We start from the raw sequence: 12758 nt of genomic DNA on the forward strand, positions 1-12758 counted from the left end.
GTGCATAAACAGAGCGTTTTATCCGTGCGTTCGAGGATATCGTAATTAGGACAGGTTTTACAACCCTCCCAAAAAGTTTGATCTTTGGTGAGCTCTGAAAATGTAACTGGTTTATAGCCTAGATCTGAATTTATCTTCATAACGGCTAAACTCGTGGTGATACCAAAAAGCTTGGCTTTAGGGAATTTCTTTTTTGAGAGTTCAAAGGTGGCTAGTTTTATAGATTTGGCTAAACCTGTTTTTCTATAATCGGGATGTACGATAAGTCCGGAATTGGCAACATATTTTTGTCCTTCCCAACTCTCGATATAACAAAAGCCAACAGCTTTATCACCATCTAAAGCGATGATTGCCTTTCCATCTTCCATCTTCTGAATAATGTAATCGGTTTGCCGAATGGCAATACCTGTACCTTTTATTTTTGCTGCATTTTCTATTATCTTGCAAATAGACTCTGCATATATATGATGACTTTTAGTCGCCAAAGTAATTTTAACTTCCATAGTAAAATGGATTGTGATTTTGAATAAATAAATTGAAAAATGACTGGGAAAAAGCAGAGTACGTAACTCCACTATAAAATATTTACGCCCTAAGGCGTCTAAAACGACGATCCATTCTTCGCTCAAAAGAGGAAGCTAAGCTAGAAGCGAGAACTTCTAAACCTGGAATATGAATATTTATACAATCGTTTTGCATAGAACGGCAAAGGTAAAATTTTTTTTGAATTGAAAACCCGAAATGTAATTTTTATTTGAAGTTTAAGAAAGCATCGCTCTTCAATTGTTTTTATGTATCCTTATTTTTTATAAACACTAATGATATTCTACAAAAATAACACAAATACAGGATAATATAATCGAATTTTATTCCCTCCTTTATTAGCTAAAACTTTTGAGAATAGCCTTTATTATATTATCAATTTCATCAATGGTAATTATCAGGGGAGGGGCAATGCGGAAACTACTGCGATTAAATAGAAACTGGTCAACAATTAAACGGTTAGCAAAAAGTTTTGGCATTATCTCGGTAGCTATTTCTTCACTTTTAAGTTCTACAGCTAACATTAAACCTTGTTGACGGATTTCTTTAACTTTTGGGTGATTTATAAGTCCATCAGCAAAGCGTTTTCCTTTTGCATTAGCTTGTTCTACAAGATCGGTTTCTGTTAAAACCTCTAAACTAGCCAAGGCTGCGGCAGCACTTACCGGATGTCCGCCAAAAGTGGTAATATGTCCTAATGCAGGTTGATGTTGAAGCAGGTTCATCTTTTCTTTTGAAGAAACAAAAGCTCCAATGGGCATACCGCCACCCATTCCTTTGGCAATTGTCATTATATCGGGAATAAAATCGTAATTCTCAAAACTAAAGAGTTTTCCTGTTCGACCAAATCCCATTTGGATATCGTCTAAGATTAATTCGCAACTCACTTCATCACAGCGTTTTCGCAGGGCTTTTAAAAAACCAACTTTAGGTAAAATAATTCCTGCCTCGGCTTGAATGGCTTCCACTACAACGGCGGCTGTTTTTTTTGTGATTTGTGATAAGTTATCAAAGTTATTGAACTCTAAAAAACGAATATCAGGTAGGAGTGGACGAAAAGCATATTTCATTTCCTCATTACCCAAAATACTTAAAGCGCCTTGTGTGCCTCCGTGATAGGCATTTTTAAAAGCAATTATTTCGCTACGTTTAGTGCTGCGTTTTGCTAATTTCATAGCACCTTCTATAGCTTCGCTGCCTGAATTAACGAGAAAAACAGCATCTAATGAAGAGGGGAGCTTTTCTGTTAGTTTTCCTGCAAGTTGTACTTGAGGCGATTGAATAAACTCACCATAAACCATCAAGTGCATATATTTATCAACTTGATTTTTAATAGCTTCTACAACTTTAGGGTGACGGTGTCCTATATTACTTACTGAAACGCCTGAAACTAAATCGACATATTTATCTCCTTTGTCAGTATGTAAATAAATACCTTCGGCTTTTACAATTTCTAAGGCTTCCGGGACATTGGCAGGAACAGCAAGATGCTGATAGTATAATTGACGGTTGGAAAGGTGCATGTTCTGATTTTTTGCAAAAGTAAGAATAATGTCCTAAGGTCGAAAGTCAAAAAGTCAGAAAGTCGAGAGTCAATATTAAAGACTTTAAGACAGAATTAAAAATATAAATCCCTTTCGCCTTGTTTAATTTGTTCAATACGTTTTTTTATTTCATCTGTTTTTTGAAATTTTTCTAAGTCGATGAGATTTCTTTCAATAACTTTCCACCCCTTTACTGCGGTGCTAGGTTTGGCGTAATCCATAATGTATTCCGAGAGGGTGAGAATTGCGTTTGCAGAACAATATCTTTTGATAAAGCCGGGAACAGAGAATTCCATAAAATGCTCTCCTGTTCTGCCTAAACGGTAGCAGGCGGTGCAGAAACTGGGTAAGTAACAATCATCTAATAGTTCATCAATTACATCATTTAAAGATCTGTCATCATTGATTTTGAATTGTTCTCGGTTAAGATTTTGCTCCTCGTTATTCACTTTGTTATTGGTATATTCTCCTAATTCAATTTTTGTTCCACCATCAATTTGCGAAACTCCATACTGAAGTACTTCTTTGCGGATATTTTCAGGTTCACGCGCCGTTAAAATCATTCCTGTATAGGGAACAGCTAAGCGTAAGATAGCAACTAATTTGGTAAAATCTTCATCCGAAACTCGATAACGATTATCTTGAATAAAAGTAGATGCATCTTGAAGACGTGGAAAAGAAATAGTGTGTGGTCCAACATTATAGCAGGCTTCTAAATGATTAACATGTCTGAGCAATCCCATCACTTCAAATCGCCAGTCGTATAAGCCAAACAAGGCTCCAATACCCACATCATCAATTCCTGCTTCCATTGCGCGGTCGAGTGCTGTTAAGCGGTTTTCGTAATTCCGTTTTGCTCCTCCAAGATGATACTTCTTATATGCATCCGGATGGTAGGTTTCTTGAAAAACCTGATATGTTCCTATTCCGGATTCTTTAACTGTTTTAAATCCTTCGATAGAAAGAGGAGCTGCATTGATATTCACGCGTCGGATTTCGCCTTGTCCTTTTTTAACACTATAAACGGTTTTTACATTCTCGGCAATAAATTCCGGAGTATATTCCGGATGCTCCCCATAAACGAGTATTAAGCGTTTTTGTCCGTTATCTTCTAAAGCTTCAACTTCTTTTATAAGGTTTTTCTTATCCAAAGTCTTTCTTATTGCTTTTTTATTGGAAGATTTAAAACCACAATATTCACAGTTATTTATACATTTGTTTCCAACATAGAGAGGAGCAAATAATACGATTCTATTACCGTAAATAGTTTTCTTTAATAGTCGTGCTCCTGCTTTTATTTTTTGTATGGATTTTTCATCTTCGGCTTTTAACAGAACAGCAGTATCCTGCAATGTTAGTCGGTTTTTATTTAAAGATTTTTGGATAATTTTATCGACTAAAGTAGGACTTGTAACTGTATTTGATAGTATATTTTCAATTTCTTCGGCATCAATAAATGCTTCCATGCTTTTGTCAGCAATTCGGTAGTTTTCGGGCGTAAATTTCATTTCAATATTTCTATTGTTAATTATTTAACAAAGGTATGCATTTTTTTAATTACTTTCAATTCTTTGAAAATTAAAATTAAAAAAGCCGGTATAGATTTAATTTATACCGGCTTCTAAATATTATTTGATTGTTTAAATATGAATTACTTCGCCATAAGCAGCTGCGACAGCTTCCATAATAGCTTCGGACATAGTTGGATGTGGATGAACGGCTTCAATAATTTCTCTACCCGTAGTTTCCAGTTTGCGTGCAACTATAACTTCGGCTATCATTTCTGTTACATTATCACCTATCATATGGCAGCCCAACCATTCGCCATATTTAGCATCAAAAATAACCTTTACAAAGCCTTCTTTATTGCCTCCTGCACTTGCTCTTCCTGAAGCACTAAATGGGAATTTACCGACTTTAATATCGAAACCGGCTTCTTTAGCCGCCTTTTCGGTATATCCAACACTGGCAATTTCGGGGGTTGTATAAGTACAGCCCGGATTATTATTGTAGTCCATAGTAGTGGGGTTGTGACCTGCAATTTTTTCGACACAGATAATCCCTTCGTGTGAAGCTGTATGTGCTAATGCGGGACCCGGAATAATATCGCCTATGGCATAATATCCTTCTACATTAGTACGGAAATATTCGTCAACTAAAACTTTTCCTCTTTCGGTTAAAATTCCGGTCTCTTCTAATCCAATATTTTCAATATTAGTTGCAATTCCAACAGCAGAAAGAACTATATCAGCTTCTATTTTTTCTTCTCCCTTTTTGGTTTTGATAGTTATTTGGCATTTTTCTCCGGAAGTGTCTACATTAGTTACTTCGCTGGAAACCATAACTTTCATTCCGGCTTTTTTGAAGCTTCTGCCTAATTGTTTAGAAACTTCTATATCTTCGAGTGGAACAATAGTATCAAGAAATTCAACCAAAGTTACTTTAGTGCCTATACTGTTGTAGAAATAAGCCAATTCAGAGCCAATAGCACCGGAACCAACTACAAGCATAGATTCCGGTTGTTTGTCGAGTGTCATAGCTTCGCGATATCCAATAATTTTTTTACCATCTTGAGGTAAGTTTGGTAATTCGCGAGAACGAGCACCGGTAGCTAAAATTATATGATTGGCAGAATATTCCTTGATTTTACCATTGGCGTCTGTTACCTCAATTTTTTTATTGGGTTTAATTTTACCAAAACCTTGAATAACATCTACTTTATTTTTTTTAAATAGGAATTGTATGCCTTTGCTCATATTACTGGCTACGCCTCTGCTTCGTTTAATAATCGCTTCAAAGTCGGCTTCAATATTACCGGCAATTTTAATACCATAGTCGTTAGCATGAGATGCGTAATTATAAATCTGAGCACTTTTTAATAATGCCTTGGTAGGAATACATCCCCAATTTAGGCATATGCCACCCAGTTCGGCTCTTTCTATAACTGCAACTTTTTTACCTAATTGTGATGCTCTTATTGCGGCAACATAACCTCCTGGTCCACTGCCTAATACAAGTATGTCGTAATTCATATTGATTCTAAATTAGAATTAAATTTTGAGCAAATTTACAAAATTATCTGCAGCTGAAGAATAAAAACCATTTATAATTTAGTAAAATGCAATTTGGCTATTTAATATTAGATGTTTTTATATTCTATAGCTTTTTTGTTCTGTTTCAGTTACTTAGGTGTTTTTTTGTATATCTTAGTTTTGATAATATTGTAAATTAATAAATTTATAAGTAAGACATGTGTTGTGTTAAATAATTTAAGTAATTGGTATGTACATATGAAATATTGTAAATTTTTAATTAGTCATTTTGTTTCCGCTTCTTTTTTTCTTATCTTTGGAATGCCTACATGGCTGAAACATATATACTTAAAAACAAATTTAATTCTGCGTGTTTTTATTGATGATATAGTAGTTGTGGTGTAATGTTTTATTGTGTTTTATGTGGAGTTAGTGAATAATATTTTTCAGGTGAATATTTTTTTGTTCAATAAATAAAATACTATGATGAAACGAATGACTGGATTTTTGAAATTTCTTTTTGATTCTTCATAATTGTTGATGAAATAAAGAAAAATATGGAGCCGGAGACCATAAATTAAACGGGGCGTTTCAGAAAAGCCTTATGAGTATGGGATTATTTAATTAAAACAACGCAGAATTATGAGTACAGTATTAGGAAAAGATGAAAAAATAATCAGGGAGGATATTTTCACCGCAAACCTTATTTTATTTTGGCTTAAAGCAAATTATACATTAACTGATAAAAGAATAACGGGACATACTCCAAATACTCTTTTAGGTTTAATACCGCTTGGTAAGGCGCAAATAGCTATTCCATTAAAGTCGATAGCTTCAGTTATTAGCTCTACAAAATTTCATTTTGTAAGATTACTTATAGGTGTTGTGCTTTTGGGAGCGGGATTGTCTATGCTTGGTAGTTCATTTATTATTGGAATTATTCTTGCTATATTGGGTTTGGTAAATATTTTAAACTGTTATACTGCAACTTTTGATATTACAAATAATGCAGGACAAATTACAGGTTATGAAATTTCCATATTAGAGAAAGAAAAAGTACAGGGTTTTGTAAATGAAATAAATACAATAATTGCGGAATTGTAATTTTATGATTTATGTTTTATTAGGAGCTTTAAATTAAGGCTCCTTTTTTTATGTCAATTTTCAGCTAAAAACGGCTTACTATATACGAAATTGCAGGTAGGGAATAAATGCAGGTCATAAGTGTGGAGTCGCCCTCTTGATTAGCGTTTTGCTATTCTTTTTTCAATTTGTTTTTTGCTTAAATTCAACCCAATGGGAGTTTATATATAAACTCTTATTTATTCAAAGATTTTGAGAATAATTCTTTATACCATTCTACTTGTTTTTGCAAACCTTCTTTTAACTCGGTTGTAGGTTGGTAGTTTAATAATCTTATAGCTTTATCAATAATAGCCAGCGTTTGTGTTTGATCTCCTTGCAAAGGAGCTTGTATGTCAAATCGGGCTTTTTTACCCATAATTTCCTCAATAATTCTAATGCCGTCACCTGTTTTTATTTCCTTATCAGATCCTACATTAATAATCTCACCTAAGCAAGCTTCGGTATTATTTAGTACTGCGGCAAGACCTTTTACGGCATCGCCAACATAAGTAAAACTTCGCGAGTGTTCCATACTTCCTTTATAAAGAGGAAATGTTTTATCGTTTAAAATGCTATCAATAAGTTTGGTGTAAAGCTTTTCCGGGCGTTCTCGTGGTCCGTAAACAGAGTATAATCGGAGTGAGCAAGCTTTAAGAATTCCTTGTCGATGCTGAGAAAGTGCTAACTGCTCGGCAGCTAGTTTGGTTACTCCATAATAGGAAGCAGGCTCAACAGCTATGCTCTCTTTGGATGTTGCTTCGCGACCGTAAACAGATGATGTTGAAACGTTTATAAAGCATTTGAGTTTAGTGTTTTGTTTTGCGAAATCGATAAGATTGGCAGTGGCATGTAAGTTGTTTTTGGTATATTCTTCAAAGCTAACTCTATTAGATAAGCCGGGTTGTGCGGCCAAATGATAGATATAATCAAAATCAGTAGGAAGTGCTTTTTTGAAATCATTATTCATCAAATCGTATTCGTGAATAGTAACACCTTTTTTCTTGACTTCGGCAGCATTAATATCCTTTAATTTTCTGGAATAATAGTTGGTAAAGCCATCTAAACCAATAACTTCATGATTTTGATCTGCAAGGTATTCGCAAAGATGAGAGCCAATAAATCCGGCTGCTCCGGTAACAAGAATCTTCATTATTTTTCGTTTCTGAGTTTAGTAAAATAGTCGATGTAATTCTCTATAGTTTTATCGATAGAGAAAGTATGTTGTGCTGTGTATTTGGCACCGGCAGAGAGTTTTTTGGATAGTTCAGGATTATCTAAAATTTTGCTTAGTTGCTGTGCTAGTTCGTCAATATTTTCATCATCGAAAAGCAAACCGTTTTCCATTTCTTTAACCAAATCAGGATTTCCTCCTGCACGTGTTGCTACCACAGGTAATTCCATATACATTGCTTCTAAAATAGCTTGAGAAAGTCCTTCGGTTGTTGAGGGTAAAACGTAGGCATTAAAAAGTTTATAATGAGCTAATACTTCTGATGGATCTACCATTCCAAGAAAGTGAAGAGTATGTTTTTTGCGTGCAATTTCGACAGCTTCTATGCCCAATCTTTCGGCTGTAAAGCCTAAAAAGAAAGCGGTTACAGGCTCATCAATTAAAGCCAATGCTTTTACTAATTGGACATGTTTTTTTAAGCGAGAAACACAACCAACCACTCGATGATTCTCAGGGATATTGTATTTTATACGTAGCTGTTTTACTTGGTTTTCATCAATTGAAGCATATTTCTCTGCAGGTGTTCCGTTGTAAATAACGGTAATATGATTTGCCGGAGTTCCTTTTTTTATCAGTGCATCTTTAACGCCTTGGCTGACAGCAATAATTTGATCTGTTCCTTTAGTGTAAAACCACGATTGTATTCCGCCAACAGAAAGAGGCATTTGTCGTCTAGTGTGTACTAGTTTAACGGGTAATTTATAAATCCAACGTGCGAAAATAGAAAGGTAACGATCGTAAGATGCCTGAGCATTTATGATATCAATATCATCGCGTAAAACAATATCTTTAATAGCTCGCATACTTTTTCTGTCCCATTTTGAAGAAAAGGGGAGATGCTCTATTTTAACTTTGCTGTCTTTCAATAGTCTAATATATAAACTTTCGGGTTTACACGCGAGTGTAACTTTATGCCCTTTTTCTGTTAAACCCTTAGCCAAATAGCTAATCGACATAGTTGATCCTGCAATTACGCCTTCGTAAGTGAGTATGAGGATATGTAAAGGTTTCATAGATTGCAAATAAATTAATTGTTTGCAAATATCGAATTTTTATAGATGCAAACAGAAAACATATCTATTGTTTAATGTTTATGCTTTTTTGAGCCTTTTTCCACGAGCAAGAGAAGCAAAAACGCCTAAGAAACTCAGGAAGGCAAAAATAATAAATGCTGCCTGCATTGATTTTAGCAATTGTGGTAAATTACTTGTGTTAATACTGTTTTGTCCGATGTAATGAGAAAATAACATCATAGCAATTCCCATACTAAACATTTGTCCAATCATTCGCGTAGTTCCTAAGCTGGCAGAAGCTATTCCCAGATGTTTCTTTTCTACTGAGCTCATAATAGAATTGCTGTTGGGAGAAGAAAATAAGGCAAAGCCTAAGCCTAATAACATTAAAACTAAGATTATATATAGCAAGGATGTTTCCGCTGAAATAAAGGCTAATAATGATAATCCGAGTACAGAAATAGCCATTCCGATAGATGAGATAATTTGAGGGTCAATACGATCTGAGAGGCGACCTGCCCAAGGTGAGAAGATAGCCATTATTATTGGTTGAGATACTAAAACAAAACCGGCACTTTGTGGGTCTAATCCTTTAAAATACTGAAGATAAAAGCTAAGCAAAAAAGCTATGGCAAAAGTCGACATATAATTAATTAATGCTGCTAAATTAGAATAACGGAAAATGATATTATTTTTAAAAAGTTGTAATTCCAATACGGGAAATTTTAAACGTAATTCTAACCATATAAATACTAAAAGAAAAACTATGCCAACTGTTAAATAAGTGATTCCTAGTGTTTCGGGTAGCTTGGGAAATCCAATCATAATAAAAAATAAAGCGGTAGCATAAAGTAAAGAGCCTCCCCAATCAAAAGGTTCTCCTTTAGAATCTGCCCATTCATTCTTTAATTTAGTTAAAACGAAATAGATAGCAATTAAACCCACGGGAATAACGGAAAAGAAGATACTTCTCCAGCCAAGATGTTGAGTGAGCAATCCTCCCAAAAAGGGACCAAGTGAAAGTCCAATATAAACAGCACTGACGGCAATTCCCATTGCTCCTCCTCTTTCTTTTGGTGGGAAAACGGAAGTGATAATGGCGACGCTGGCACTAAATATCATTGCACTGCCAATGGCTTGTAAGACTCTAAAAAAGATAAGTATATTAATGCTTGGTGCTAGTCCGCTGAAAAAAGAAGCTAAAGTAAATAGTATTATTCCGTAAAGAAATATTTTTTTTCTTCCATAAATATCGGCTATACGCCCAAAAGGGATTAGAAAAATGGCTACTGTTAGTAAATAAGCTGTAGCTACCCAACTTAAAGTTATGGCATCGGCTGAAAAACTTATTCCGATAGTTGGTAAGGCAATATTTATTGCAGAACCCATAAAAGGCGTAATAAAGCTGGCTATCGAGGCTACAAGGAGAGTGGATTTTTTTTCAACTGAGGAGGTTTGACTCATTTATATCTTTTTGCTAGAGCCGAAATTAGTGATTTTTTATGATTAGATAAATCTAAAACAATATAAATAATTGATAAAGTAAGTCTGATTTTTAAAAACGTTCCCTTTCGGTATCGCGTTGGATATCTTTTTGTTTAATTGTATTTCTCTTATCGTAAGTGTGCTTTCCTTTGGCTAATGCTATTTCCAATTTTGCCAAGCCTCTGTCGTTAACAAATAATCTAGTGGGAATGATAGTAAATCCCTTTTCGTTGATTTTTATGAGTAGTTTTTTTAACTCTTTTTTATTGAGTAATAGTTTTCTATCTCGTTTAACAGTATGATTATAATGAGTTCCCAAAGCGTATTCTGAGATATGTAAATTGCGTACAAACAGCTCGTTATCAATAAATACACAGTAGGCATCAGAGAGATTAGCTTTTCCGTAACGGATAGATTTTATCTCAGTGCCTTGCAATTGTATTCCTGCAATATAGCGTTCGACTAAAAAGTATTCGTAGCTGGCGCGTTTGTTTCTTATATTAACTTTTGGTAGTCCCATTATTTATTAATCTTGGCAAAGATAGGGAAATTAGGGCTTTTGGCTATTAGTCGTTGGAAAAATTTCTCTTCGTTAATTCTATTTATGACGGCAGTGTCATTCCGCCCGGAAAAGTAAAGGATTCTATGGACAGGGCTTTGTGAAAAGCACGCATATTGAGTTTGTAATCAATATTGCGTTCTTTAAGAAATCCCAATAGATTTCTGGTCTTTAAATTGCCTATCATTTTCTTTTTCGACATAGGGCAACCTCCTAAACCATTAATAGCAGTGTCGAAACGACGACATCCACTATCAAAAGCAGCAGAAATATTAGGAATGCAATTTTCTGTAGTTGTATGTAAATGTGCTCCAAATTCAATATCGGTAAATTCATTTACTACGGCTTTAAACGACTGTCCGATAGTTTCGGTATTGCCAACACCGGTTGTATCAGAAAGCGCAATGATTTTAATCCCAATTTGATGTAATCTCCTTGTCCATTCATAAACTATCTTGGGACTCCATAAATCTCCGTAAGGATTTCCAAACGCCATAGAAATATAGAGAACAAGTTCTTTTCCTGTTTTATAACAAAGGTTTAGTATTTTATCCGCCTCTTCAAATGCTTTTCCAATATTTGAATTAATATTTAGTTGTAAAAAAGTGTTAGATATGGAGAAAGGATAACCTAAATAGGTAATTTGCTCAAAATCTTTAGCTCTTTCTGCTCCGCGAAGATTGGGAATAATAGCCAAAAGTTTAGTCTTTGTTTTAGATAAATCTAAGCCTTCAATAACTTGGGCAGTATCGCGCATTTGAGGTATTGCTCTTGGGCTGACAAAACTCCCGAAATCGATAGTGTCGAATCCGACCTCTAAAAGGGCGTTAATAAATGCAATTTTTTTTTCTGTGGGGATAAACTCAACTATGCCTTGCATCGCATCGCGAGGAGTTTCAATAATCTTAAACATTTAGGGTGTGGTCTAGTTGAAACCAAATATACGAAAAAAAAAGAACATTTACAGATAAATTTATCGTAAATATTCCTTTTTTCTATATTCTATAAGTATGTGAAGCTATTTGGAATCGCCCAAAATTAACGGCATTCCGTTTTTATTGTTACCGATAACCACAACTTTCGTATTAGGAGATTCGGCTAGTTTTAATGTTGCTTCAATGCCTTTTTCTTGTAGAATTTTATCCGTTAAACTAGCATTTAGAATTCTGTTAGCGTTGGCTTTACCTTTTGCATCTATCTCAATACGTTTAGCTTCTTTGGTAGCTTTTTCCAAGAGAAATTCATATTCCAAACTTTCTTGCTCTTGTTTTAATTTGTTTTCAATAGCCATTTTAAGAGTTGAAGGTAAAGTAATATCCCTTACTAATACTTCGTTAATTTGTATATATTGACTAATAAGTAAATCTCTGGTTTCTTCAAAGATTTCTTTTTGAATGACATCCCGTTTGGATGAATATATTTGTTCGGGAGTATAACGACCAATTACAGAACGTGTAGCCGAACGAATAGAAGGTTTAACTAAGGTTTGCAAATAATTTTGCCCTTTTTCTTGATGTAGCTTACCTAATTCTGTGAATGAAGGTTGATACCATACAGATACATCAACAGTAATTTCTAATCCGTTGGAAGATAATACTGCCATTTTTTCGGCAACTTCTTGCTGACGAACTTGGTAAATAAACATACTGTTCCAGGGCATAATAAAATGGAATCCCTCGCCATAAGTGTTTTCGGTATCTACTCCATTTCCTAAAAGTTTAAAAAGGACTCCTCCTTCTCCGGATCTAATAGTTGTAGTCATACTGTTCCACGATATTAAAATTACTATTATTCCAATAATTGCTATCCCTATCGGGAAAACTTTTTTCATATCAAATTCTTGTTGTGCTTGCATATCTTTCTTTTTTCTTCAAAGATACACTTTTCCAATGGTATTATTGAAGATATCGAATCATAATATTGTTAAATATTATTAATAAAATGTTGTATATATACAATAGAATATACTATATTTGTGCTATGAAAAGTAGAAAGATATATAATCGGATTGCTGTTTTGCGCCACGATCAAGGGATTAGCCGGAAAGAATTGGCTAAAAAAGTGAAGGTAAATTATCAAACCATTGGATATTTGGAGCGCGAAGAGTATAATCCCAGCTTAGATTTAGCTTTTCGGTTTAGCGAGGTATTTAAGCAGCCGGTTGGGTTTATTTTTTCTACTGAACCGCAGAAACCATTGAGTCAAATAATACAAGAAAATAAATAA

Annotated in this window: 12 protein-coding genes; 2 read left to right on the forward strand and 10 right to left on the reverse strand. The window is 34.4% G+C overall.

Annotation, left to right across the window (positions count from 1 at the left end; all coding sequences use genetic code 11):
- The 4 genes from J7K39_01915 to lpdA all read right to left on the reverse strand — a co-directional run.
- Nucleotides 1-629 (reverse strand): GNAT family N-acetyltransferase (locus J7K39_01915; protein ID MCD6178636.1); only part of this gene is annotated, 629 nt, incomplete at its 3' end.
- A 252-nt stretch (nucleotides 630-881) separates the two neighbouring features.
- Nucleotides 882-2066 carry an aspartate aminotransferase family protein gene (locus tag J7K39_01920; GenBank protein MCD6178637.1) on the reverse strand — a complete coding sequence of 395 codons (1185 nt, stop codon included), beginning with the start codon at nucleotides 2064-2066 and terminating at the stop codon, nucleotides 882-884.
- Between the two features lie 95 nt (nucleotides 2067-2161).
- Entirely contained in the window at nucleotides 2162-3595 is a 1434-nt protein-coding gene (hydG, locus tag J7K39_01925; protein MCD6178638.1) for a [FeFe] hydrogenase H-cluster radical SAM maturase HydG, read from the reverse strand.
- A 132-nt stretch (nucleotides 3596-3727) separates the two neighbouring features.
- Nucleotides 3728-5119: a dihydrolipoyl dehydrogenase gene (gene lpdA / locus J7K39_01930; GenBank protein MCD6178639.1), complete on the reverse strand. Its 1392-nt coding sequence runs from the start codon at nucleotides 5117-5119 to the stop codon at nucleotides 3728-3730.
- A 642-nt stretch (nucleotides 5120-5761) separates the two neighbouring features.
- Here lpdA and J7K39_01935 point away from each other — a divergent pair.
- Nucleotides 5762-6223 (forward strand): hypothetical protein, encoded by a 462-nt coding sequence (locus J7K39_01935; protein MCD6178640.1) that lies wholly within the window; start codon nucleotides 5762-5764, stop codon nucleotides 6221-6223.
- Between the two features lie 214 nt (nucleotides 6224-6437).
- Here J7K39_01935 and J7K39_01940 read toward each other — a convergent pair whose 3' ends face one another.
- The 6 genes from J7K39_01940 to J7K39_01965 form a co-directional block, all read right to left on the reverse strand.
- The gene (locus J7K39_01940) at nucleotides 6438-7394 is read right to left on the reverse strand and encodes an NAD-dependent epimerase/dehydratase family protein (protein MCD6178641.1); all 957 of its coding nucleotides are present in this window, start codon (nucleotides 7392-7394) and stop codon (nucleotides 6438-6440) included.
- Nucleotides 7394-8488: a glycosyltransferase family 4 protein gene (locus J7K39_01945; protein ID MCD6178642.1), complete on the reverse strand. Its 1095-nt coding sequence runs from the start codon at nucleotides 8486-8488 to the stop codon at nucleotides 7394-7396. Before J7K39_01945 ends, J7K39_01940 begins: the two co-directional genes overlap by 1 nt.
- Nucleotides 8489-8566: 78 nt before the next feature.
- Nucleotides 8567-9952, reverse strand: a complete 1386-nt coding sequence (locus J7K39_01950; protein MCD6178643.1) for an MFS transporter — start codon at nucleotides 9950-9952, stop codon at nucleotides 8567-8569.
- A gap of 91 nt (nucleotides 9953-10043) precedes the next feature.
- On the reverse strand, nucleotides 10044-10493 hold the full coding sequence (gene smpB, locus J7K39_01955) for an SsrA-binding protein SmpB (GenBank protein ID MCD6178644.1): 450 nt from the start codon (nucleotides 10491-10493) through the stop codon (nucleotides 10044-10046).
- Nucleotides 10494-10575: 82 nt separating this feature from the next.
- Nucleotides 10576-11445, reverse strand: a complete 870-nt coding sequence (locus tag J7K39_01960) for a hypothetical protein (protein ID MCD6178645.1) — start codon at nucleotides 11443-11445, stop codon at nucleotides 10576-10578.
- A 105-nt stretch (nucleotides 11446-11550) separates the two neighbouring features.
- Complete coding sequence (locus J7K39_01965) at nucleotides 11551-12387, reverse strand: hypothetical protein (GenBank protein ID MCD6178646.1); 837 nt, start codon at nucleotides 12385-12387, stop codon at nucleotides 11551-11553.
- Between the two features lie 125 nt (nucleotides 12388-12512).
- Here J7K39_01965 and J7K39_01970 point away from each other — a divergent pair, with 125 nt between their 5' ends.
- A complete protein-coding gene (locus J7K39_01970; GenBank protein ID MCD6178647.1) occupies nucleotides 12513-12758 on the forward strand; it encodes a helix-turn-helix domain-containing protein in 246 nt (81 codons plus the stop codon).

The organism is Bacteroidales bacterium, assembly GCA_021157585.1.
In the GTDB taxonomy this organism is placed as follows: domain Bacteria; phylum Bacteroidota; class Bacteroidia; order Bacteroidales; family UBA12170; genus UBA12170.